The organism is Cognatundibacterium squillarum, from assembly GCF_014652435.1.
Lineage (GTDB): Bacteria > Pseudomonadota > Gammaproteobacteria > Burkholderiales > Burkholderiaceae_D > Undibacterium > Undibacterium squillarum.
This window is the reverse complement of record NZ_BMYU01000002.1, coordinates 132,002-157,175: the sequence shown is the minus strand read 5'-3', so window position 1 is coordinate 157,175 and position 25,174 is coordinate 132,002. Positions and strand designations below refer to the sequence as shown.

The following is a 25,174-nucleotide window of genomic DNA, read 5'->3' as shown; positions in this document are numbered from 1 at the left end:
AGAGAAAGAATGACTGATCCTTTAACCGATAGTCTGCTTTTGTTGTTTTCAGAAAAAGCGCGGGAGCAAAAGGATCCTGTCGCGGCCGTCGCTGAACTCAATTTACAACTGCAAATTCACCGGCGGACTACTGACCAGGACTCCGCGCCACTGGCGGGCCTCAGAAATATTGGTGCATTACATCTTACCCACGTCATCAAACGCGCCTACTCTCATCACATATCGCCGGAAATCATGGTCAGTACCCTGGCGAGGGCCGGGCAACCGCTGGATGCAACAGCTTTCGCCATCCAGCGAAGCTATGGTCCGATGACAGCGCTGACACTGATCGGATTGTTGAAAAACGATGAAATCTTTTCGCGTGCCAGTGAATCAGAACTTCACGCTGCGTTAACCGAAGCCGGTTTCGATCAGGTACAAATTGTGAATGCGCTCTGGATTCAGCATGCCGGATCAGATACATCTGATGAGCACGCTTACTCAGCCTGATTTTTACATGCTATTTACGTGTATTTACACGTAAATAGCATGGCAATATCTCTGACTACCATGCGAGATATCGGCCTGATTTTTATAACTACCCAGATTCGCTGAACCAGTTCAGACAAAACGAATGCTTTCCGAGCACATACTGCTGATGCTGCGTCTTTTTTCATGGCATTTCCAGCTTAAAATTATCAATAGGTAATTTTCCAAACATGTGTATCTGCCCAAGCGCCTTTGGCACAGAGCTTGCAATTCTTCCCGTACGGTTTGCGTAAAGGATGACAGAGATGCGGGGATGGGCGGGTCAAATTTTGAATTCTGTATCTTTAAACAAGGTTACCGAATGGCCTGCGCTTGCCAGTAACGTTCTGTCTGCCAGCCTGATCGGTGCATATACTGCTGCCAGTCTGCCATCCAGAGAACATATTATTGCGCTGGTATTTTCTATGTTGTTTGTAAATACCGGCCAAAGCCTCATTTTCATGATGCGCCCGGGCAATTCTGCAGCGACTATCAACAGTCAGTCGTTCATCAACAGCATTCCTGTCGGATTGCTTGCGGTAGTCGGTGTGGCCATGGTTTTTGTTGGCTGTTTCACAATTCAATCATTGTCACGGCATGACTCACGCTGGCTGATCGTGGGATTATTTGTTCTGATGTCTCTACAATTTCAGTTCTCTGAAAAACCCGTACTTGCCGTCATTTTCAGCGCTGCAGTCAGAGCATGCTATTTTTTACTTGCTGGTCTGGTTTTTAGTGAAGGATTTCCGGTTTTACTGGCTTGGATTGCAGGGTTGATCTTCACCTTTCATATCGCCAGTCACTTTGCATCACTGCACAAACAAAGCATTTCTCTCCGGAAAATCTGGGCAATTGTTCTGATGTTGCCTTTAGCTGCTTACGCAACCAGTGGATTGCAGCTTTTTCCGAGATTGCTGGCAGACGAAACCGGACAAAATGCATTCATATCCGGAATTCCGAACCAGAGCATAGTCATGCTGGTACTGATATTGTTTTCATTTGGCGTACTTGCCAAAGCAATCGAGACTCTGCTTTACCCTGTACAACCGGACGCATCAAGAATAGGGCGGGAATTACTAACGGCCGCGGTCAGCCTGCTGGACGCTGTAGCGATCATTACGGTGCTTATTCACCCGCCAATGTGGTTTATCACACTGTGTTTGCTGGCCTACTTAATTATCCGTGGGTTACAAACACTGTTCTGATTTGTTGAATACCCAACAAAAAACAACTTTAAATTCAATAATTCGGCACAGTATTTAGCAGTTTGCTACCATATTCATGCACCTGCAATATTTAACTTTTCACACCATGATTCCACGCCTCCCGGCTCACAAAATCAGCGTTGCCCTCTTTATCTGCGTAGTAGCAGCTTCTCTGAGCGCCTGCCTGAAAGATAACGTTGATGTAAAAGAAGTACCAGGATTAACGGAGTCAGATACGCAGTCTGCAAACCACAAAGAGTACTACATCAGTGTATTTTCAACTAAAAAAGAAGATAGTGATCGAATAAGCAATTATTTAACACAAAAGCAACTGAGAGTTGTCGCATCGCAGGAAAATGGTGGAACACGAATCTTTGCATATCCGCCACCTGACAAAAATAATCTTGCATTCATCATGGATGAGTTCCAGCAAACACAAAAACTGGCCATGGCGTCAAAAACACCGGATAGTACAAAAGTTCAGGTTTTCTCGAAGCACAACTCCGTAATCCCGTAAGCACGGAATAATCTCTTCCCTCAACTTAACTGCAGATTTCCCAAAAGCTAACGCTGCAAAAGTACAGGCGTAAAAAAAAACCGGATTCTTTAAACAGAATCCGGTTTTTCGTTTCAATTCAGACTATCGATTGCAGCCTGAATTCACTTTATCGAAGTTACTGCGCTTTCGCTGCATTCACAGCAGCAGTTGCATCAATAATACCAGCGCCACATGCAGGGCAGTTTGCCGGTGGACGACGCGATGTTTTCATCAGAATGTCTTTTACTTGCGCCTGCGTCAACTTAGGATTAACAGAAAGCATCAGAGCCACAACACCAGCCACGTGCGGTGTTGCCTGAGAAGTACCGGCCATTGTGCCATAGGCATTCACTTCAGCAGGGGTCATCGCAGTGTAACTTGTTTTGCCGGAAGGTAAAGTCGAGAAAATCAGATCACTTGCCGATGTAAATCCACCGCCGGGTGCAGCAACAGTGACAGTGCCACCATAGTTGGAATAACTGGAGCGTGCCCCGCTGATGTCATTGGACGCAACCGTAATGACGCCAGGGCAATTTGCCGGACTGGATAACTTAGCATCGATCGATTCATTACCTGCTGCCACAACAACGATTGTACCTGCTGCCATCACAGACTGAAATGCAGCTGCTGTTGTACGGCTACACGCATGAATACCACCAAGCGATAAGTTGACAACATTTGCCTTGGTTGTATTCACCGGCATGTTTGGAACTGTCAAACCGGCAGACCAGGCAACCGCGTCAGAGATATCTGAAGTTGAACCACCGCACAGTCCTAAAACACGCAACGGCAGGACCTTTGCCAGTGGAGCAACGCCAGAAATTCCTTTTCCGTTGTTAGCAGCCGCAGCAATGGTACCGGCCACATGTGTACCATGCCATGTACTATCTTCCGCAGCACAACTTGTACCATCTGACCAGTCCCCCATATCGATAGCATCCGGGCCGCGAACGGAAGATCCTGTCTGTGGTTTTGGCAAGCGCGCTCTGTTGTAGTCAGTAATAAAATTATAACCATACTGTCCAGCAGTACCACCTTGCGCCGGCACAAGATTTGCCGTCAAATCTTCGTGAGGTACGTAGCCTGTATCAGCCACGGCAACAACAATGCCTTTACCTTGTGTGATATCCCATGCGGCGGGAAGATTAATCGCACCAGGTTGCTTTGGCGCATCCTGCATATCCCACTGGTTAGTTGCGTAAAAAGGATCTGTCGGCACAGAAAGTCTGCGCATAATATAGTCAGGCTCAGCATATTCGATCGACGAATCTGAAGCTGCCAGCTTTTTAGCAAAACTCAGCATCTGTGATGTTTTCAAACCCGCGGAAGCTTTATATACCCAACCGCCAGTTGCGAGCTGGCGTTTCACTGTAAACGCAACTCCCATACCTGCGCCAATTTGCTGAAGCTTGCCAAGACGTTGAGCCTGCAAATTTACAAGTTCATTTTGTTTACCGGATGCAGAGGCAAATGCCTCAGCATTCATGTGATCATTGCGGTATTTCACAATGATCTGATCCAGGTTGTCTTCTTTTGGTGCCGATAAATTCGTTTTTACAGCTTTTGCAGGATTTACTGCATTTGCCATTGCGCCTTGACTCAGACAGAATCCTAACGCAGCGACTGCAATCGGGGTCAGTGTTTTAAGCATCTTTTTCATTCTTACAATTCTCCAATTAGATGGTCTTAGCTTGATTTTTGCTGGTCTTAGTTAGCGTATGTGATTTTTGTCAGTTTCGATGCGATCGCCGAACTATCGCCACCAACCCACGCATCACCCCAAGTAACGTAGGATCCATCTTTCGCAATCGCCAGGAAAGCACCAAACGGAGTTGCATAAATTGCACGAATATTAACGAGTTTTGAAGCTACTGATGCACTATCACCACCTTTACTACCCATACCCCAAGTCACAACCGTACCATCAGATTTAAGCGCCGCAAATGCGTATTTATTTGCAGTAACCGCGACAACTTTGTTCAAATTTGCTACAACTGAACTACTGTCTCCGCCATTTTGAGGATCACCCCAAGTAACAACGGTTCCATCTCCTTTTAAAGCAGCAAAGGCATATTCAGACGTCGCAATTGACTTTACGTTAGTCAAGGAGGCCTGCACTTTCGTCAGGCTATCGTTCATTCGCACAGAGTCGCCCCAGGCAACAACCGAACCGTCAGACTTCAATGCAGCAAACGCAGACTCTGTTGCAAAGATATTCGAAACGTTCGTTAATTGCGATGCAATGGATTTGGTATCAGCAGAATCAATCTGTGGTGTGTAACCAAATGCAAACGCTTCGTTTTTGGAGTTAATCGCTGCACCAGCATAACCATTCATAAACAGCTTAGAAACGTCGGTTGCATTTGGAACAGGTATAGACTGATCGCCACTTGAAGCGTATCCATAGCCCCAGTTGACAACCGTACCATCTTTGCGGAGAGCCAGGAAATCAAAATTTCCACCAACAATTTGCGTCACGTTGGTCAGAATAGCTTTTACATAGCTGGAGTCGCCACCGGTATCGGGATTACCAAATGTGACAACTGTGCCATCATTTTTCAATGCAGCGTATGACCCTTCATTTGCAACAATGGTCTTTACGCCAGTCATTGCAGCCTTAACTGCCGGACTAAACCCGTAAACCTGATCTGTCATCGGAAAATCACGAGGTCCGCCGAGTCCACGCGCACGTCCCCATGCAGCAACGGTGCCATCTTTCTTTATAGCGAACAATGCAATTTTTCCGGGTATTACAGTCGCTACGTTAGTCAGCGGGTCGGTTGTAATTGCTCCTGTTGCAGGATATGCGAGGGTTGGATCGGATACGGCGACAAAGCTGCTTCCCCAGGTTTTAACAGTGCCGTCATTCAGCAGCGCAGCAAACCCTCGCTCAGATGGAATGACTTGTGAGATGTTCGTTATTGCTGCAGCCGTAGAAGTGTTTCCTCCCCAAACCGGGTTGCCCCATGCAACAGCGCTTCCGTTTTGCATAACAGCAAAAGCTGCTGAGCCGGCATAGACAGCGTTTGCGGCCAGAGTTTGAGTGCTCGTTGCTGAAGAACAAGTAGCCGTCGCCACCAACGCAGCATTTGGCTGACTGTCCTGAATAGAAGTTCCTGTACCAGCTGCAACTCCAGACGTAGTCGCCCATGACACTGTCGGGGTAGTGGAACAATTTGTGGAACTTACAATCGCAGTCAAATAACCACCTCGCGCACCAAACACATCGATAGATACAGTTGGCGGAGGAGGTGGAGTGACAGTAGCGTCAGAACCACCGCCTCCACAACCAATCAATGCGGAACTGAAACCTGCGGCACTCAGTGCCAGTGCCAACTGCTTCAAACGAACTGCTGGCAAACTCGATTTACTTTTCATTTGCAAAAACACTCCAGACGGGTTAGGACACATGTATGCCAATTTTGCTTGGCAATTTTTTATATTTTTTATTCGAATTACGCACAGAGCTTAGCAGTCCACGTCTGGAGCGTGCTTACAGATTTAAGCGCAAACGCATGAAAATTTAAGAAAATTTGCTTCGCAGCAAATTTTCCAAACTTATATTTCGAATTGTGTTGTTTTATCACAAACCCGCACTTTATTTTACATAATCTAAATTCGACGCTTTTATTATGGTAATTTTCTGGTCATACAAATGGTATTTAATGAGAAATCGAGAAAAATCCCAAAATCTCAAGAATTTCAGGCACTTTTACGTCATTTAGTTAGTTTTTTTTCAACTTTTTAAAGTAAAAATCCGTTAAAATGTGCAAAATTAATTTGGCTGCGATAGGCTCAAATTCTGGATACACAGATCTTCTGTTTATCTACTAAAGCCTTTTGCGCAGCGCACAAAACTGTTACTAAAAATGCTCACAGCATCCTTACTTACACTTATTGTTTCATTCCTGACTTGCTATCTGCTGGTTAACTTTCAGCATATACACGCTCACATATCCACTGATCACGTTGCATCGGGTCCGCAAAAAATGCACGCTAGCGCTACCCCCAGAATTGGTGGCCTACCCGTTATGCTGGCCGTTGTTTCAGGTATGGTTTATCTCTACTTCAGTGAGAAACAGACAAACAGCTGGTATTTTTTATGTTCGCTCCTCCCGGTCTGGCTTGCCGGTATGACTGAAGATTTCACAAAAAAAGTCAGTGCATTGAAACGCCTGATTGCCGCATTTATCTCGGCGTTAGTTGGCATGTGGTTGATTAACGCTAAGCTATATCCTTTAAACATCGGAATAATTGACCAGTTCACGCAAACTTACATTTTACTGAATGCGCTAATCATCATGATAGGCGTAGGAGGAACAACTCACTCGCTGAACATCATCGATGGATTTAATGGGCTCGCTAGTGGTGTAACTATGATGCTGCTTACCGTGATCGCTTACGTTGCGTTTCAGGTAGGAGACAATTTTATCCTCACCCAATCATTGCTTTTATTATTCGCAACTTTGGGATTTTTCGTCTGGAATTTTCCGGGCGGCAAAATTTTTGCAGGTGATGGTGGCGCCTACCTTTGGGGCTTTGCGATTGCCGAACTGCTCGTTCTGTTAGTAAACCGCAATCCGGGCGTATCCCCATGGTTCCCTGTTTTGGTTGTGATCTATCCCGTCTGGGAAACCATTTTTTCAATTTACAGACGCAAATTTGTTCGCGGCCATCCGGTCGGTGAACCAGATGCAATACATTTACATAGCTTGATCTATCGCCGACTGGTGAAGTGTTCAGATAAAACACCTGCGCTTAAAATCCGCCAAAATTCCATGACGTCCCCTTATCTTTGGATAGTTTCCCTTTTCGGCACCATCCCTGCCCTTTTTGTATGGAACAATTCCACAAGGATATTCATATTCATGGGCTTATTTGTGTTAATTTACGGCGCTCTTTATTCGATGATTGTCAAATTCAAATTAAAGTCCTGGATGAAAAGTGGCCGAAAAAACCAAATTAACTCAGAAATTTCAAAGCCAACGATTTGATTCAAAGAAGTTACTTACTGTAGACAAACCCGGGCTCGATCCTAACCAGCACTCAGGTTGAAGAAAAGATTAATCTCATATGCAGAAAACAATGAAGCAATTTATACCCACTTTAACATTGCTGCTACTCAGCAGTGCAAATGCACAGCAAGCTGAACCTACGTCAACCGAAATATCTGCCATCCCCAACGAAGTGTTCAAAACGCCGAAAATTTCAAACCAAAGCAGCATTCAAAGCGTCTCCAACGAGCCTGTAGTTGCACAACGTGTAAATGCCGGAAATACGGATAAAAGCGATAAAAGCGAGTTTCAGGCTTTTGTACAATATTCCACCGGAAAAATTCTGAATTTATATGGACAGGACTTTTTCTCCGGATCCCCTTCCAGTTTCGCTCCCTTGCAGAACACCCCTTTGCCAACAGACTACGCTTTAGGGCCCGGCGATGAAGTGGTAATCCGCGCGTGGGGTGGCGTCGATATTGACTATAAAACGACAATCGACCGTAGCGGCAACATCACTTTACCTACCGTAGGAACTATCTCGCTTGCCGGTGTAAAAGCGGGTGATGCAGAGTCTGTTATCAAAGCCAGTGTCGCAAAACTTTATCGTGACTTTTCAATGAGTGTCACATTCGGTCGTCTGCGTGCGATCACGGTATATGTCGTAGGTCACGCCAAACGCCCTGGCTCGTACACCGTGTCTGGATTTTCCACTTTGGTTACAGCCCTTCTGGCAAGCGGTGGACCAAATTCCGTTGGCTCTATGCGGAATGTTCAGGTAAAGCGTAACGGTAAAACTGTTGGTAACTTAGACATCTACTCTTTCATTGCCAAAGGCGATAAGTCCGGAGACATTAAACTGCAAGATGGCGATACTATTTTCATTCCTGCTGCGATAGGTCACATCGCACTGACTGGAAAGGTAAATACACCAGCGATCTACGAACTGAAATCACAAAATGAAGCACTCAACAATATTCTCGAAATAGCTGGTGGTTTGCCAGTTATTGCAGATCCGCGACGCGTATTTTTGGAACGAATTGATCCGACGAAGTCACAACCTCGAAACGTCGAAGAGTTCAAGCTGGATAACCAAGGTCTAAATAAAAGTTTGAAGAGCGGTGATATCGTCACAATTAGCCCTATTACACCAGATTTTTCGAATGCAGTCTCCTTACGTGGAAATGTAAATCAACAACTACGTATTCCATATACAAACGGAATGCGCATCAGAGATCTGATACCAAACCGAGAAGCACTGACTACGCGAGCTACAATTGCAAGACGAAATTTTGAAGGTCTTGATGTCGCAGCTACAAATCAAAACAGTAATTCAATAGCCGCAAGAATCGGCAATTTGTCCGATGAAATCAACTGGGAATACGCCGTTATCGAACGGACCGATAAAGAAACCCAAAGTATCAGCCTGGTTTCATTTAATCTTGGTCGCGCGATGGCTGACATCAATAGTCCCGACAACTTGACACTTCAGCCCGGCGACGTTGTAACGGTATTTTCACAAAATGATATACGGGTCCCGGCGTCAAAGCGCAAAGTTGTTGTCAGAGTAGAGGGTGAAGTTAACATCCCTGGTGTTTACGAGATGACGCCGGGTGATACGATCCAGTCCTTAATTGCTAAAGCGGGTGGTGCGACAAATAATGCTTATATTTTTGGCGCAGAATTTTACCGAGAGCAGGTACGAAAAGAACAGCAAATTAACCTTGAAAAAGCAGTCCGACGTCTCGAAGCACAGGTGCGCTCAGAAAACGTCAAAGTTGCTGCAAACGACACAAGCAATGACGCAGCAACAGCATCGGCACGGATTCAGGTTGCTAAAGAATCTAGTGCTAATGCGATTGCCAGACTTCGAGATCTAAAAGCTACCGGTCGAATTTCTTTAGATTTAGATCCAAGTGAAAATAATGAAGGTTTAAATAAGTTACCAATACTAAAGCTCGAAAACGGTGATCAGCTTATTATTCCAAGCCGCCCGGATTTTGTTCATATATTTGGTGCTGTAAATCAAGAATCATCTTTAATCTGGCAAAAAGGAGCTACAGTTGATAAATATTTACAAAATTCTGGATTGACGCCTGACGCTGATACAGAAAATATCTTTATATTACGTGCGAATGGAACTGTTTTATCTTCGACAGGACGCGGATGGTTTTCCAGCATTAACTCTTATACATTGATGCCTGGAGATACAATCGTCGTTCCTGAACGCTTAAACAAAGAAACCCCCTACAAAGTATTTACTAGCGGACTCAAAGATTGGGCACAAATTCTCTCAGGATTCGGAATTAGTGCTGCCGCAATTAAAAGCCTACGCCAATAATTACCAGTCCAAATAATTCGAAAAATATTTTCGTAATCCTTAGATAATTTAGCGTAGCGATATTATTAATTTTTCAAAATATTATATGAATACATGCTTCCGTCGAAAAAGAACTTAGACATATTAGTATTCCAAATAACTAATTGGCTTAGTACGTTTGTTTGGTACTATTGTTTTTTAAGAGCTTTTGATGCTTCTACTTTCTCACAGATCGTAAAAGCTGAGGTGAGTTTTGGATTTTTTGGTATTTTCATAACTTCATATTCGTTAAATCAGCATCAATCTGATCCAAATAAAGCATCTGAAAATCGAAGCCTAGTCACAAGAATTACCGTGACTGGGCTCGGTTTTTTAACATATTGTTTAGGGTATATATCTTTTCCAGAAATACTTGCAATTTTAAGTGTTACTTCTGTACCGGCCCATCTTCCTTTGTTATTGAAATACAATAAAGTAATAACAATTCCACTTATATTAAGACTAGTATTTGCACCAATTGTCCTATACTGGAGTCCGAAATTTTCAATTAATCAAATAGCAATATTTTACTTTTTGCCTTTAATCGCGTACGGAGCTTTTTCCTATGTATTTTATTACCCAAAACTGAATGTAAAAAGTACGCTGAAATCGTCTCCTCGTACATTAACAGCCACCACAAAACTTGTCATCCAATTTTTTACAACATATCTTTCATCAAAAATTCAAGCAGATATCATATTTCAAATAATAAATTACTCAAAAGATTTTGCAACTTTAGAGCGTGTAATAAGGTCTGGATATTCTTTTACATTCCCATACATTATAAGAAAAAAATTCTTTAATGAAAAATGGAAAAAAAATTGCTCAATTATATTTATAATTATATTTGCAATATTTTTCAGTGTATATAAAAATATTTCACCGAAATATATGGTTTTTTTACCAGTTATTATTGATATGAACATGTCATTATTTATTGGAAATAACATTGCAATAGATTTAATATATCTTCTGCTACTTTTAGTGACGAATTGGTTATGAATAATAAAATAGCGCGTGTTCTAATTTCGGGTGGTCGTGAAACAGGAGGACTCGAATCTTTTGCACAAGCCCTAGCAATTGGATTTCGGGAATTAGATATAGATGCAGAAGTGATGTCACCATTTGAACTAGCAAAATCAATTAGGCTACTAAGAGATCCGACTATTTTAAAAATTTTTAGTACAACTTCAGTATTTTTAGCACCGATATCTAAAAATGCTATTTGTGTAGCACATGGTTTTCCCCGAATAGATGGCCAAGGGAAATTTAAATTTTTGGGAATTCTAATAAGTCTTTTTTTTGCCAGCAAATTTTCGAAACTCGTTTCTGTTTCAAATTACGTTGCAGTTCACTTAAGAGCAATATTCAATATTAAAAGCAATTCAGTAATTAAAAACCCACTAACAAAAATATTTCTTAATTCCGAGGCACGCAATTCAGAAAGAAAATTAATTACGTATGTTGGAAGACTACATTCGGTTAAAAATGTTGACAAAATAATAGACCCAATTTTAGATTTTTTAAGCGAAGAACCTGAATTACAATTTCACATTGTTGGTAGTGGTGAACTTGAAGGCCAATTGCGTAAAAAGATAAATCGTTTCAACGATCGAGTAATTTTCCATGGCTCGCAAAATCAGGACTTTATACTAAGTATTCTACAAAAAACAAAAGTATTTATTTCTGGCTGTGAAACAGAGGCATTAGGCTTATGTTACATGGAAGCGTTATCGCAAGGGTGCAATGTTCTTATGCCAGCCTCCGGTGGCGGTTTGGATATTGATCTTTCTTTAATTGAAAAGAGAATTTTTTTATTCGAACTCAATTTCAGTCCAAGCTTCATAAAGAGACAATTACAGAAAGCGTATTCTATAAACTGTCAGCCATGGGATGCTGGTTTATTTGCTCCCAAAGTTATCGCTAAAGCTTATCTTGACGTTGCAATGCACTAAGAGACGTTAGAATTTAATATATCAAATGAAAATGACACAAGAGAAAAATATTTCCAGCTTACAGTTGACATGTTTAATTTCTCTCTATCATAGAGATAATCCAACCCATTTTAAAGAAGCACTTGAAAGTATTGGAAACCAAACTATTCCAGCAAATGAAGTTGTTGTTGTTCAAGATGGACCTGTCGGGGAACAGCTTACAACAATTCTAAATGAAGCAAAAACAAAGTTGCCACTTAAATTAGTTCAAATTAATCAAAATGTTGGCCGCGGGGAGGCTCTTCGGATTGCATTACCTCAATGCACTCATGAGCTGGTTGCTATTATGGACGGTGACGACATTTCAAAACCTTATAGATTTGAAAAACAAATAGAAGAATTCAAAAGAGATTCAAATCTTCTGATTATCGGTGGGTGCATTGAAGAATTTAATCTTACTCCTGGTGATCTGAAACAGCGAAGGAATGTCCCTCTGACAAATGAGGAAATAAGAAATAAAGTACGCAGGAGAAATCCATTTAATCAAATGACTGTTATGTTTCGCAAGTCCGCTGCATTAGAAGCTGGCGGATATCGACATAGTATAGGTTTTGAAGACTATGATTTATGGCTCAGGCTACTCAAGCTAAATGGCAACGCCAAAAATTTGGAAGATATTCTCGTTGATGCAAGGGTTGGTAACGGAATGCTCGATCGCAGGAGAGGATTTTCGTATATAAAATCTGAAATACAGTTCTTCTTTAGAGCCTTTAAAGAGAAATCAATTAAATTCAATGACTTAGCAGCATCAATAACACTTAGACTAGCCTTTAGGCTATTACCACAAAAAATACTTAAATACTTATATATTAAAATTCTTAGAAAATAGAATGCTAAGCCTATTAAACAATGAAAAAAAAGGCTATACATACATCAAACTAACAATTTGTTTCTTAGCCATTTTTTTAATCCTATACTTATACGAGCAACTAACCGGCGACTTCGAATTATTTAGGGGAGACGCTTCATATTATTTTTCCATTTTACAAGATGATTCTTGGAAAAATATTTACGAACTTGAACCAACAATGTTTTGGATATTATCAATATTCAATCCAGATTTATTTTCACAATACATAATAATAGTAATTGGATTTAATTTAACATTATTAACATATATAATAGCAAGAAAAAAAATATCCATCATTAGTTCAATTTTAATTTTAAGCTTCTTCTCCTTTTCATTTTATGGAATTCATCTTGGATTAAATTTTCAACGTCAATTATTTTCAATCTCTTTCTTTCTTTACTTTATACTAGAGAAGAGATTAAGAATTTTGGCTGCATGCCTATCTATACTCAGTCATCAGTATGCTTTTTTAATGTTTTTATTTTATTTTTTATGCACTGCGAAATTAAATAAAAATCTGAAAATTTTTTTTGTTCTATTTTTCATACTAATATTTACAATAATATCTAATTTCTCATTCAATGACGCAGTCTCAACTTATGGTGAAGTTGGTGCAGAATCAAGCTTTAAGTATGCAGCGAAGCAACTTGTAAACACCGCATTTTTTTTATTTATAAAATATTTCAATGATAAGAAAGACACGTCCTTCGTTGATTCCATTGACATGTATATTATACTAAGTGTTCCATCGATTTTATCACCAATATACGCTGGAATATTTTCAAGAATCGACTACTATCTTGTCCCATATCTTATATTTCTTTGGCAACTACATCTACCTCAAAACAATAGATCAATTTCCTACATCACTTTAACATTATTTATTTTATTGACAGGTTTTTTGTGGTGGTATCTTAATTTTGAATGGATATTTAATGCAATTGAATAATTTCACACAGAATAAGAAATTTCATTAAAAAATGAATTTATTTAACAAAACAGTTTTTAACTACATGTAAAAATAAAATTATAATTTCAATAGATTCAAAAAAAACAATTAATAATTATTTTTAGCACCCAAAAAATAGTGAGAATAAATTGCTTACATTTAACAAACCAAAAAACTATGCATTTATTATAAAATTGTTTTTACCAAAAATTATACTTCCTTCGATTATATTCAGTATAATGGGGGTCGGCACTAGCTATTTAATAGCACCTGAGTATAAATCAAACATAAAAATACTACCTCCGCAACAAAGCCAATCTTCGGCATCGATGCTCATTGGTCAGCTAGGATCTGTCGCCGGGGGAGGAAGTTCAATGTTAGGCCTAAAAAATCCTAATGACTTATATATCGGAATCCTTAAAAGTCGCGCTATCTCAGATAAAATAATTAGTCGCTTTAATTTAAAGGAGCGATACAATCAAAAATTAATGTCTTCTGCTCGTAAAATTTTAGAGCAGAATAGCTCTATTGCAGCTGGGAAAGATGGCATAATATCAATCGATGTTTGGGACCATGATCCTGAAATAGCCGCAAAAATTGCGACTGCATTTGTTGACGAATTAATTATTTTAACGGGTGAGCTTGCGATCTCTGATGCGTCAAAACGCAGATCTTTTTTGGAAAAGCAAGTGAATTTAACGAAGGAAAAAATTCTGGCATTAGAACGTGATATTTCGGCCAACGTTGAAAAGACAGGCTTAATGAGTGTAGATATACAAGCAAAAAGTATTATTGAAACTACTGCCAAATTGCGTGCAGTAATCACTGCAAAGGAAGTTCAGCTCAAATCTATCGCGCCCTTCGTAACTCAAAATAATAATGAATATAAGCGATTAAACCAGGAGATCATCAGTCTTCGGACAGAACTTGACAAATTGGAAAATGGTTCTCATCAGTCAATAGCAACAAAGCCAGATGGTGAAATAGTTTCAACCAATGTCCAAAAAATACGGGATTTAAAATATTATCAGTCTCTATTTGAGTTGATTTCAAAACAATACGAGGCTGCAAAATTAGATGAGGCTAAAGATTATCCTTTAATCCAAACGCTTGACACTGCAGTAGTACCAGACACAAAAGATAAGCCAAAGCGAATGATTTTCGCATTTGGGTTCATGGTTTTCGGATTATTATCGTCAATTCTCTTTCAGGCAAAAAAACTGAATATACTTACTTTTAGGAAATTCAATGAAGATTAATGTAATTGGTGGTAGTGGTTTTGTTGGTACTCGCCTGTGTAAAAGCATTAAAGCGAAAAATGTTCATTCATTTTCGATTGTCGATAAGGTTACAAGCAAGTCATTCCCTGAATTATCCACTGTTGCGGATGTCAGAGATGTAACTGCCTTAAATAGTGCTATTGATTACGGTTCAGTGATTATTAATCTTGCTGCGGAACACCGAGATGATGTGACTCCCAAAAGCCTTTACCATGATGTTAATGTCACCGGCGCAGAAAATATTTGCCATGTCGCGCGAGAAAAAAATATTACAAAGATTATTTTTACAAGCTCAGTTGCTGTTTATGGCTTCGCACCACAAGATACAGACGAAAATGGTGCAATTAATCCATTCAATGAATATGGAAAAACAAAATACGCTGCGGAGCAGGTTTTTAGAAAATGGCAAAGTGAAAAACCCGATGAACGGTGTTTGGTCATTATTCGACCAACTGTTATTTTCGGGGAGCAAAATCGTGGCAATGTATATAACTTGCTAAAACAAATCGCATCTGGAAAATTTGTCATGATTGGGAATGGAAGAAACTCAAAATCAATGGCATATGTTCAGAATATCGCTGATTTTATTACTCATTCAGTTTCTTTTCCTGCTGGCTTACATATATACAATTATATTGACAAGCCGGATTTTAATATGAATGAATTAGTGTCAGTAGTTAAAAATACACTTGGCAGAGGTAACAAAGTTGGGATCAGAATGCCATACTCAGTTGGTTATGCGATCGGGAAAATCTTCGATTTTGCCTCAATAATAACAACAAAAAAATTTCCAATTAGTTCCATCAGAGTAAAAAAATTCTGCTCTGATTCTAAATTTTCCACTAGCGTATCAGAAACCGGATTTAAACCAAGTGTTAGTCTGTCAGATGGACTGAATAGAACAGTAAAGTATGAATTCTTAGAAGATCACGCAAATGAGCAGTTATTTTATTCAGAATAACCTTCCACATTAATGGCCCTCTAAAGGTTCATGTTTTTCTGAAAACTAGCTTCATTATTCACTTATTCCTAAAAAGTTTTTAGGAATAAGTGAATTTTTCCGAAATACCAATTTATAACATTAAAATTTCGTAAAAATATTCTTGAAATTTACTTCACATTGATTAATTCTTGTGAATTGCAACGACTGGTTGCAATTTTTATGATCCTCTCACCATCCGCTCCATAAATATAACGCCCCCATGCAATATTGCCAACGTGGTTGTTGTCGTAATAATTTATTTTTGACCACATTAGTTTGTCTTTACTGTATCTTAGATAGCGTCCAGCTTCAGTATCCTCTAGAAATAAACCTCCATCGTTTAGTATCTCTGCTCTTCCTTGCGTAATCGTTCTAGGTCTATCCTTTTTTAATAGATTCTCATAAGGCTCACTGACTTTATTAGTGTCAAAATCATATAAAAAGACTCTATTGATATCTTCTTCCCGTAAAAATCCCTGCACACCTTTTTTAATACTAACAATATTATTACTAAAAATAGATATTTTCTGATCATCAACAAATTTGGCTGAATGTTGATACAGCCACGGCCCTGTTTTGTACCATGTTATTTTATTTGTATTTGGCCGATATAAAAAAACTGTGCTTAAATGACGCGCTGAAATTAGCAAATCTCCTTTCTGCCAGTGCCGCGTATCAGAAGGTGCAATTGATATTTGATTCAGATGGATCGGATCAGGGTTTAGGCCATAACCATTCGAACCGAGAGCTAACGCTAATAAATTGTTATCGTATAATATTTTCATTATCGATATTTTTTTTATTAATTTTCCATCTTTGGAAAATTTAGCTATTGCATCGTCACGAATACTATTCTTTAATTTCTGAAGTCCATCCCATGTAAAATCATCTACCGAGGGTGCCCATATGTTTCCTTCGTCATCGATTTCAACTGAATGGTGGACAATTTGATCTGTAAGCCATATGGGTTCAGAAGAACATGGACTCATTTTAACCAGCGCAGTGACTGCACTAAATATGATATCTCCGTTATCAAGCAGTATAGGATGAACTGCTCTCGCGGACTCCAATGTTACGTAATCAGAAAATTTTTTCTGAGATGATTTCTTTAATATTAAATTCCAATCAGGGGACCATTTAATAACCTCTTTCCCATCTGAAATTTTTATTAATTTTACTACCGATTTTTTTTCAATTGAATCTAGTCCTGAAAACAACAAATAACCTGAATCTTCTTTATTAGGGAAGCTACTTTGAATTTTATTATCTTCTATAATTCTTTTTTCCTTAATCAATCTTGCTGGGTCACCACTTGCCCAATATTTGAGCTCGCGATAAAATTGATTAATTTCATGAGGAAAATTACTTAAGAATAAAATTTTGTCGGAAAGAAAATTCGGCACATATCTTTCATCTTCAAGAATTACTGACCTAGTTAAGTAGCACCATAAAATGGTATTTAATAAATATAAAAAAAATATCAAAAAAAATAAGTACAAAATTTTATATGTTTTTTTCATGATCAGTTAAGTAGTCATAGAATCTATCTATTTCATCAAATCCACAGCTACTTGATGTGAAAATATTTGAATTAATATGTAAATCAACATTCTTCACGTCAGAATCACTAACAACGGATAGTTTCGTCAGTTGCTCTTTAGGATTGCTGCACAATTTATCGTAATCAAATAGATACAAATTATCTTTATTTAATATATTTTGAACTGTGTTTTTATAAAAAAAATACCAATACTCACACCAATACCGGACATCTTTTTTTTCATACTGACTATTAAATCGCCTTCCATTTAAGATAAATGGTTTCTGATTTATACCAAACTCGTGATGGCCTAACCATTCAAAATATTTATTATCAAATTTCGATGAATTTTTATCCAAGAAATTTTCATGCATTCTCAAAAGGGATTTAGCGGTCTCCATTGGATTTCGATACACTAACAGTACTACGCTGCTACTATCTGAAAGAATCTCATTAATTCTTATGCAATTATTATTATTTTTAGATAAATATCTTAAGCGATTTGATGTGAAATTTGACAAGAATAGATTTTTTTTAAAATTTGAAAATTTATCTAAAATTTCTTTGTCAGGACTTTTTATGTCATAGGCAATTTTGTTATTTTTATCTACCTTACAAAAAGTTGACCAAAAAATTTCCTCAAATGCTTCAACACTATCAAAATTTATCAGCATTCCGTCGCCGTGCGCCCTTTCTTTTAACTCACCTTTAATTCTAAAGTTATTTGATATTAATTTCCAAAAATTTGGTGACATTACAAAAGGCATATTTCGATATGAAAGTGAATAAAATTGCCCTGTACCATACAATAAATTAAGTAACAAGGTAGTACCAGACCGAGCAAGTCCACAGACATGTATGGATCTTTCGTCATAATACATCTCTACAATTTTTTTATTTTTTTTTAAAAAAAAATCACACTCCAAATCAAATGCAAACTCTCTGGTAAATTTAAAGTCTAGTGCCAAATAATGCAGCGCTTTTTCGATTAAAGAGTAAGAGTTTTCATTCTTCATTTTTCATAATTTTACGATATTTATAAAAAAATAAAAAAAACATTGCTGTCGCAATGGAATAAAACATGATTTCAGCCAAATCCCACTGATAGATAAATATTGGAATAAAATATACAAATGAAACAAATAAAAATCGAATTGCATAATCCGCAGAATCTTTGATCATACAAATTCCAACTCTCTTCAGATATATCTGTTTCTCATCATCAGTTTTTAACTGTCGAAATTCATTAATTACTATAGCATTTCTAGCAAAAACAATTTTCAACCTGTTAATTGAAAATAAATGATACGATAAAAATATCGTGACACTTATACACACTAACCCTAAAAAAAAGCTCATTTTTTTCCTCTAAGTTTTTTTATAAGCTTTTTGAATGGGTACCAGACTGCTCCAATTAACAGAATAAAAAATCCTACAATAATTCCTAAGACACTTGCTATGGCGCCGACTCCCATACCCGGCCCCACATAGCCATAAGCATTTGTGGAAAACAATACAATCGTAATAAGAAGCATAAAAGCGGTATGTTGAAACTTCATTACTTTTCCTCCTAATGTTGCCACATTGTAATATATTTATATTATTGAATTATAACGTCCTTTTACACAGTGTATTTGAAAAATTTGGTTTAGCAGCAGCCTGAATGAGACTGTTACATAAAACGTCTGTAAAGTAACTGAATGTCGTTCTTCGTTGTAGCAGCCCCAAAGACCGAGTACTTACTACCTTGGTTTAGTTGAACTTGCAACGCAATTTCCCATTGGGCTTTGTTAAACCGCGCCTCCACCCAGTAGCGGCGGCTGCGGTCTTCGGGGATGTGGGTGATCATGGTGCTGAGGTCGAGATGGGGGATGATGGCGTCTTGCCAGGTGGCGTGCAGGAATAGCTGGCGGCGGGTGGTGAGGTTCTGGGTTTGCTGGCTGTATGCGCGGTACAACAAATAGGATGGCAAGGGGCCGGTTTGCAGTTGCTGCCAAGTTTGGTTGTCCGGTGCGGCGCTGTTGTAGTGGGCTTCTGCTGTCAGCGTCAGTTTATTGCTGGTGGTGTAGCTGATGCCGCTTGCGATCTGTTGTTGCCATTGCTGTTCGCCGGTGTGGAATGCCGGATTGTAGGCGGCAAATGCGGCATCCGTTTGTTTAGGTGCGTAGCCGCCCGACCATTCCAGATTGAAAACCGTCGCGTCGTTCAGTAAATGACTGAGATTCAGTCCGAAGCGCGGCTTCTGTCCTTTTTCCTGAAAAATAATTCCCTGCGGCGTGAAATCGCCGACTTTCTGGCTGACTGCCAGTAAATAGCGGTCATTGTGATTAGTTGCACCAATATTCGGATTCCATCCGGATTGCATCTGTAAATCTGCCAGTCGTGGTGATGCTATCAGCGTCAGCGAACCACTGTCCCACAGCTGCTGAGCGCGCAACATCACACTGCCCTGCCGGTTTTCTCTGAGGCTGGCCGGATCGACCGATACCGCAGAGCGCACCGCGTAGCTTTTGAAGAAGTCGGTCGGGTTATAGCCGAGAGCAATGCCGTAGCGGGCATTGATTCTGCCTGCATCCAGCAGGGTATTTTCTGCGGGTTTCCAGCTGACACCGGCTTCTTTCAGTGTATTGATTGCGCGGTCGCCGTTACTCGTGGCTGGCAAGCTGATATCCACGCGATCAGAGAAAAACAAGCGCCAGGCTGGCGTCAGGGTTTTATCGAACTGGACATCGACAGAAAGACGCTGGCTATTTTCATCGCCGCCATCCCGCAAGCGTGAGTAACCGCTGGCAACTTCAGCAAAAGCCCGCCAGTCGCTGGCTTTTTCGGGCTTCTTTTGCATATTATCTGCCAGCGTCAGCGCTTCCAGTTCGGGATCATCCGGTCTGGCATAAGCGTTCACTGACAGTAAGAGCATCAGCAATACAGGCAGCTTACTGCGAACAGGTTTGGCGGGACGATGGGTTCGCATAGACTTATTCCGGTTTAAAACGAGGCAGATAATCGCGTTGCAACCAGGTTTCCGGCACATCGCGTTTTACCCAGTCGGAATAGCGCATCACGGTGACCCAGTCGCTTTCCAGACCATCAATAATCACGGTTTCTGTCGGACGTTCGACACCAAATATCGGTTGATAGCGGCGGTAGTAGGCCGTTTTCAGTAATTTGCCGCTTTCCGCATAAAAACGGGATTTCACCGGACGCATACTGGTTTTATCCACCCACATCAGAATCCGGTGATATGCCGCGCCGTCGCCGCTGGCGTTCAGTTCCAGTTTGTAGGCGTGGCGGGTCTGACGCTCACCATCCTGCGTATCTTCCTCAGTAGCGCTGACTGCCTGATAATCCTTGGCGAAATTCACCGTGACCACGTCGCCATTGGAAGCCTGCCCGAGCAAGCGTTGCTGTGGTGACAGGCGGATACTGGCTTTGCTGGACGGATCAAAGAACCACATATCTTTGCCGCTGAATAAAATCAGCTTGTTCGCATCGCGTGCCGGTGCGACATAGCGCACCAGCGAACGGAACTGTCCGCCTTTCGGATCGGCTTTGGAATAAATCGCCAGCGTACTGGATTCCGTTTCCTTGCCTTTACGGTATTCCACCAGCGTATTGGTTAAACCAAACGGAAAGTCCGGATTACGAATCGCATCGCTGGCGGCCAGAATTTCCTGCGGCGACATGGCATAACCAGCGGGGCTGATGGCAATCGCTGCAGCCAACACCATAAACTTCCGACGATACTGAGAAAACACCTTCATCACATTCTCCGTGAACAATACATGATCAGACATGGCGCAGCGCATCCACAATTTCAAACTTCGCCGCGCGGTTTGCGGGCAGCCATGCAGATAACAGTGTGACAGCGATCATACTCAGCACACTGCCAGCCAGCAGCGGAATATCCTGCCCTACCCGTACCAGAATCAGATACGCATACGAATAACCGGGCGGATTCCATGTCCAGCCACTGTGATTAATCATGTAGGCCAGAATCAAAGCGGAGATCGCACCGAGGACAGAACCAATCACACCGAGCAACAGCGCTTCGCATAAAAACAGGCGGCGGATACCGCTGCGGCGTAAGCCGATGGCACGCAGGGTTCCGATTTCATTGGTGCGTTCCACTACCGCCGTTCCCATCGTATTACCAATCGTGAACAGCACAATCACTGCAATCAGCATCGCGATAAAACTGAACATGGAATCCATGAACTGATTGGTCTGTTTATACATCGGGTTCAGCGTATCGTAGTCGAGCACATCCAGTTCCTGCTGCGGGAATTTCTGTTTCAGCAGTTCCGTGATGCGTGCTTGTGCCGCCGCGACCTGCTCCGTTTTTTGCAGCTGAATCATGATCGCCGTGACCTGCCCCGGCTGGTTGCCGTAGATCAGCCGCTGCGCCTGTTCCAGATGCATCGCCATATACACATCGTCCAGCGCTTTGATGCCCATATTATTGGCTTTGATCACATTCAGACTGGCAACGTTCGGCGCACCACCGGCAGTTGCTGCCAGCACTTCGATACGGTTTTCTGAAGCCGGTGTCACAGGTTTTTGTTCGCCTTCTGCCATCGACAGCGCGGCAATATCATCCGGCACTTGCCCCGCATCCTGCCTAGCTTTGCTGACCGCAGGAATGCAATCATGCTCAGAAAGTAAACTACACAACTTCAGTTTACGTGCGACACCCGTACCAACCACCACGGCATCATTGCCCTTGCCTTCCAGTGGAATCGGCAGTGCATAGCTTTTTACGCCGTACTGATTCCATTGCATCATCGCATTCCGCTCTGCAGGCACCAGACCTTCTGCCAGCACCGAGCGCGAAACACCGGCAGAGAAATTCCCCGCCAGACCACCCAGACGTAAATTCGGTGTGATCAGAAACAATTGATCTTTTAATGCCGGATCATCTTTCAGCGTCTGAATAATCTGTTGATAATCGTGGATACCGTAAGCAGTCGGATTATCGCCACCATCAATAAAATAGCCTTTGTGCTGAATTTGCAGATGGCCGGTGTATTGCACAAAACCGGTCAGCGAACCGTACAGAATATTGGAGCGATAACCGCCGAACAGCAAAATTGCCGTCAGCCCCACCACCATCGTTAAGATCGTCGTCAGCGAACGGCGACGATTGCGCAACAAGTTACGAATTGCCAGCATCAGGGTATTCATGCTTTCACCTCTCTTTGTTCTGTACCGACAATTTTTCCGTCGCGGATAAAGACAACGTCATCTGCTTCCGCCTGAATTTGCGGATCATGCGAGGAAAACACAAAGCTGACATCGCGTTCGCGCTGCAAACGACGCATCAGTGCAATCACTTCTGCACCGGTCTGGCTGTCCAGATTGGCGGTCGGCTCGTCTGCCAGCACCAGACGCGGGCCGATGGCGAGTGCGCGCGCAATCGCAACCCGCTGACGCTGCCCGCCGGAAAGCTGTCCCGGCAAATTATTCCGGCGATTACTCAGCCCCACATCTTCCAGCAAAGCTTCGGTGCGCTGTTTGCGTTCTGCGGCTGGCACGCCGGCCAGTATCAGCGGGTATTCCACGTTTTCAAACGCCGTGAGCACCGGCAGTAAATTGAAATTCTGAAAAATAAAACCGATGTGACGGGCGCGGAAATCGGAAAGCTGATCATCATTCATGCTGCGCACATCAATACCGGCGATTTCTATATTGCCGCTGTCGGGCCGGTCGAGGCAGCCAATCAGGTTCAGCAGCGTGGTTTTGCCGCTGCCGGAAGGGCCGGACAATACGGTAAAACGACCGGGACGAACGTCGAGGGTAATCTGGCTGAGTGCGGGCACACTGACCGCATCCATGTGATAAGTCTTGCCGACATCTTTTAAGCGAACGGGATACATCACAGCATCTCTCCTGAAAAATACGCCCGGCGAACCGGAGCAATTGCACGGCATGCTACCGAAACAGTGCGCTGCAAAATTGTACCGTTACGACATTCAGGCGTATTTTTGTCGCGATTTTCACAAAATACCTATTCAAAACCCTCACCTGAATAAAAATTTTTTCGAAAATCTATTCTTTTTTCTCACCTTCCGTAAAGAAACACGACTGCAACAGACGCCGAACACTACATTTTCGATGCTTAGTTAGCAACAAAATCCAGCATTTCTGGCTGTTCTTGCTGCTTTTCATGGTTTTTTAAATAACTTTTTTGTTGGATTTGCGGAATACGCATCCGCTTATTCAAAATCCTCACCTTTTAAAAAATACCCTATACGAAGCTATTCTTTTTCCTCACCTTCGCAAAATAATGCAGATTAAGTGACGGAAACAGCCAATATCCGCACAGAATTTCCGGATACTGGACACACGCAGCAGTACGTTTTTTCACAGGTGCGGATTTTGTCGCCCGAACAGCGCTGATTTTTGCAAAGGTGAGAAATTCGAATATGGCAAAGTGAAAAATGTGCTGAAAATCAGGCTTTTCGTCGGCATCGTTGCGGAAGTTTGCGCACTGCCGAATTGAAACAGATCGTGATACACACCGAATTCCGGCGTAAGTTCGCGTATCCACGCCTAAACACGCGGCGGATTGTTTCTTAACTGGGTGCGTCAAAGCAGGATTTTTTATTTTTCCTATTCAAAATCCTCACCTTGCTGCACTGGCGGTGATTTTCTTCTGTCTGATCACGCCATACAGGCTTCAAAAACGGGCGTTTTGGCCTGAAATGCGGGTTTCAGCACAGCAATCAGGCGGTCGTCGGCAGAAAGTCCGAGCTTCAGAAAATGCCGGATGACGATTTCTGCATGGCTGTAGCGGGATTTCACCGGACTTTTTCAGCGTCAGCTATTAAAATTCCTCACCTTTGAAAAAAATCTGCCGGATTTTTACTTTCCTTATTCAAAGTTCTCACCTTCAGTGATTTTTGAGCGCCTTGCTTGCCTGCTCCTCATGCTGCATCGCAGAAAAAATGCTGATTTCAGTTAAAATGGCGGCCTTTCTGCATCCGCCCTTCCCCCGCACTTTGCTGTGCTGACTGCGGATTCACTTTGTTTTCTTCCGGAATAACCCCTTGCAACACATCAAAACTCCGTACGGCCAGATCGCGGTCAAAGTCTGGCAAGACACCCATACGCTTTCCACACTGGCACCGGTTGTGCTGCTGCATGATTCGCTCGGTTGTATACAGTTGTGGCGTCAGTTTCCCGGCTTACTGGCTCAGGCCACGCGCCGCCGCGTGATCGCGTATGACCGCGCCGGTTTCGGCCATTCCGCACCGCGCAATGGCTATATCGGTGACGATTTCATCGAAGCAGAAGCGCAAACCGTGTTTGCAGAATTGCTGATAGCCAAGGAAATCAACCAGTTCATCGTGATGGGCCACAGCGTTGGCGGCGAAATGGCGGTGAATGTCGCAGCCGCGTACCCTGATCGCTGCGTTGGTCTGATCACCGAATCGGCGCAGTCCGTGCTGGAGCCGATCACCCGCGCCGGTATTCTGGAAGCGCAGCAATTGTTTGCAGATCCTGAGCAATTCAAGCGTTTAGCCCGTTATCACGGCGAAAAAACCGCGTGGGTACTGAGCGCGTGGATCGATACCTGGCTGGGCGCCGCCTTCGATAACTGGTCACTGGATCCGGTTCTGCCTTCAGTGAAGTGCCCGACGCTGGTGATCCACGGTGAGCTGGATGAATACGGGACGACTGCGCAGGCAAAACGTATCGCCGATGGCGTCAGCGGATCTGCGCAACTGGAGCTGATGGCGGGTATCCACCATGTGCCGCACCGCGAAGCCGAACAGCAAGTACTGACCATGCTGAGCAATTTCATGGCGGCGCTGGCGTAATCGCCCAGTGAAAATCGCGCGGCATCGACGGAGATTTGTGCAGAGATCGTCATCCGGCATTTTCTGAGGCCCGGACTTTCTGCCGACGACCGCCGGATCGCTGTGCTGAACACCGCATTCCGCACTGAAAACATCAAAAAACGGGCCGCACAGCCC

23 protein-coding genes are annotated in these 25,174 nt (G+C 42.1%); 12 read left to right on the top strand and 11 right to left on the bottom strand.

Going from position 1 to position 25,174, the window contains the following annotated elements; all coding sequences use genetic code 11:
• The first annotated feature begins 9 nt into the window (after positions 1-9).
• The 3 genes from IE092_RS04975 to IE092_RS04965 all read left to right on the top strand — a co-directional run bounded on the left by IE092_RS04975 (position 10) and on the right by IE092_RS04965 (position 2,229).
• The gene (locus IE092_RS04975) at positions 10-489 is read left to right on the top strand and encodes a hypothetical protein (RefSeq protein ID WP_189355933.1); all 480 of its coding nucleotides are present in this window, start codon (positions 10-12) and stop codon (positions 487-489) included.
• A 284-nt stretch (positions 490-773) separates the two neighbouring features.
• Positions 774-1,712 (top strand): hypothetical protein, encoded by a 939-nt coding sequence (locus IE092_RS04970; protein ID WP_189355932.1) that lies wholly within the window; start codon positions 774-776, stop codon positions 1,710-1,712.
• 76 nt (positions 1,713-1,788) lie between these two features.
• Positions 1,789-2,229 (top strand): hypothetical protein, encoded by a 441-nt coding sequence (locus IE092_RS04965; RefSeq protein ID WP_229793042.1) that lies wholly within the window; start codon positions 1,789-1,791, stop codon positions 2,227-2,229.
• A 157-nt stretch (positions 2,230-2,386) separates the two neighbouring features.
• Here the strand turns inward: IE092_RS04965 and IE092_RS04960 are convergent, their stop codons facing one another.
• Both IE092_RS04960 and IE092_RS04955 read right to left on the bottom strand, forming a co-directional pair.
• Complete coding sequence (locus IE092_RS04960; RefSeq protein ID WP_189355930.1) at positions 2,387-3,910, bottom strand: S8 family peptidase; 1,524 nt, start codon at positions 3,908-3,910, stop codon at positions 2,387-2,389.
• Between the two features lie 47 nt (positions 3,911-3,957).
• Positions 3,958-5,628 carry an RCC1 domain-containing protein gene (locus IE092_RS04955; RefSeq protein ID WP_189355929.1) on the bottom strand — a complete coding sequence of 557 codons (1,671 nt, stop codon included), beginning with the start codon at positions 5,626-5,628 and terminating at the stop codon, positions 3,958-3,960.
• A gap of 611 nt (positions 5,629-6,239) precedes the next feature.
• Here IE092_RS04955 and IE092_RS04950 point away from each other — a divergent pair.
• The 8 genes from IE092_RS04950 (at position 6,240) to IE092_RS04915 (ending at position 15,637) form a co-directional block, all read left to right on the top strand.
• On the top strand, positions 6,240-7,244 hold the full coding sequence (locus IE092_RS04950) for an MraY family glycosyltransferase (protein ID WP_189355928.1): 1,005 nt from the start codon (positions 6,240-6,242) through the stop codon (positions 7,242-7,244).
• 91 nt (positions 7,245-7,335) lie between these two features.
• A complete protein-coding gene (locus tag IE092_RS04945; protein ID WP_189355927.1) occupies positions 7,336-9,585 on the top strand; it encodes a polysaccharide biosynthesis/export family protein in 2,250 nt (749 codons plus the stop codon).
• 93 nt (positions 9,586-9,678) lie between these two features.
• A complete protein-coding gene (locus tag IE092_RS04940; RefSeq protein WP_189355926.1) occupies positions 9,679-10,605 on the top strand; it encodes a hypothetical protein in 927 nt (308 codons plus the stop codon).
• Complete coding sequence (locus IE092_RS04935; protein ID WP_189355925.1) at positions 10,602-11,558, top strand: glycosyltransferase family 4 protein; 957 nt, start codon at positions 10,602-10,604, stop codon at positions 11,556-11,558. The genes IE092_RS04940 and IE092_RS04935 overlap by 4 nt, the downstream gene beginning before the upstream one ends.
• 31 nt (positions 11,559-11,589) lie before the next feature.
• Entirely contained in the window at positions 11,590-12,426 is an 837-nt protein-coding gene (locus IE092_RS04930; RefSeq protein WP_229793041.1) for a glycosyltransferase, read from the top strand.
• A gap of 1 nt (position 12,427) precedes the next feature.
• Positions 12,428-13,396, top strand: coding sequence for an EpsG family protein (locus IE092_RS19035; protein ID WP_189355923.1), 969 nt, complete (start codon positions 12,428-12,430; stop codon positions 13,394-13,396).
• A gap of 149 nt (positions 13,397-13,545) precedes the next feature.
• The gene (locus IE092_RS04920) at positions 13,546-14,655 is read left to right on the top strand and encodes a Wzz/FepE/Etk N-terminal domain-containing protein (RefSeq protein WP_308427106.1); all 1,110 of its coding nucleotides are present in this window, start codon (positions 13,546-13,548) and stop codon (positions 14,653-14,655) included.
• A complete protein-coding gene (locus IE092_RS04915; protein WP_189355921.1) occupies positions 14,645-15,637 on the top strand; it encodes an NAD-dependent epimerase/dehydratase family protein in 993 nt (330 codons plus the stop codon). The genes IE092_RS04920 and IE092_RS04915 overlap by 11 nt, the downstream gene beginning before the upstream one ends.
• Before the next feature lie 149 nt (positions 15,638-15,786).
• On the opposite strand, the gene IE092_RS04910 is transcribed toward IE092_RS04915, so the two are convergent.
• From IE092_RS04910 to IE092_RS04870, 9 genes are all read right to left on the bottom strand, one after another.
• Complete coding sequence (locus IE092_RS04910; protein WP_189355920.1) at positions 15,787-17,061, bottom strand: arylsulfotransferase family protein; 1,275 nt, start codon at positions 17,059-17,061, stop codon at positions 15,787-15,789.
• A gap of 100 nt (positions 17,062-17,161) precedes the next feature.
• Complete coding sequence (locus tag IE092_RS04905; RefSeq protein WP_189355919.1) at positions 17,162-18,214, bottom strand: sulfotransferase; 1,053 nt, start codon at positions 18,212-18,214, stop codon at positions 17,162-17,164.
• A complete protein-coding gene (locus tag IE092_RS04900; protein WP_189355918.1) occupies positions 18,204-18,557 on the bottom strand; it encodes a hypothetical protein in 354 nt (117 codons plus the stop codon). The genes IE092_RS04905 and IE092_RS04900 overlap by 11 nt, the downstream gene beginning before the upstream one ends.
• The gene (locus IE092_RS04895; RefSeq protein ID WP_189355917.1) at positions 18,554-18,757 is read right to left on the bottom strand and encodes a hypothetical protein; all 204 of its coding nucleotides are present in this window, start codon (positions 18,755-18,757) and stop codon (positions 18,554-18,556) included. The genes IE092_RS04900 and IE092_RS04895 overlap by 4 nt, the downstream gene beginning before the upstream one ends.
• A 113-nt stretch (positions 18,758-18,870) precedes the next feature.
• Positions 18,871-20,169, bottom strand: a complete 1,299-nt coding sequence (locus tag IE092_RS04890; RefSeq protein WP_189355916.1) for a hypothetical protein — start codon at positions 20,167-20,169, stop codon at positions 18,871-18,873.
• Positions 20,170-20,173: 4 nt separating this feature from the next.
• Positions 20,174-20,959, bottom strand: coding sequence for an outer membrane lipoprotein-sorting protein (locus IE092_RS04885; RefSeq protein WP_373295319.1), 786 nt, complete (start codon positions 20,957-20,959; stop codon positions 20,174-20,176).
• A 25-nt stretch (positions 20,960-20,984) separates the two neighbouring features.
• Complete coding sequence (locus tag IE092_RS04880; protein WP_189355915.1) at positions 20,985-22,379, bottom strand: ABC transporter permease; 1,395 nt, start codon at positions 22,377-22,379, stop codon at positions 20,985-20,987.
• A complete protein-coding gene (locus IE092_RS04875; protein WP_189356326.1) occupies positions 22,376-23,071 on the bottom strand; it encodes an ABC transporter ATP-binding protein in 696 nt (231 codons plus the stop codon). Before IE092_RS04875 ends, IE092_RS04880 begins: the two co-directional genes overlap by 4 nt.
• Positions 23,072-23,858: 787 nt before the next feature.
• Entirely contained in the window at positions 23,859-23,999 is a 141-nt protein-coding gene (locus IE092_RS04870) for a hypothetical protein (RefSeq protein ID WP_189355914.1), read from the bottom strand.
• Positions 24,000-24,244: 245 nt separating this feature from the next.
• Here IE092_RS04870 and IE092_RS04865 point away from each other — a divergent pair, with 245 nt between their 5' ends.
• On the top strand, positions 24,245-25,018 hold the full coding sequence (locus IE092_RS04865) for an alpha/beta fold hydrolase (protein WP_189355913.1): 774 nt from the start codon (positions 24,245-24,247) through the stop codon (positions 25,016-25,018).
• Positions 25,019-25,174 lie beyond the last annotated feature (156 nt).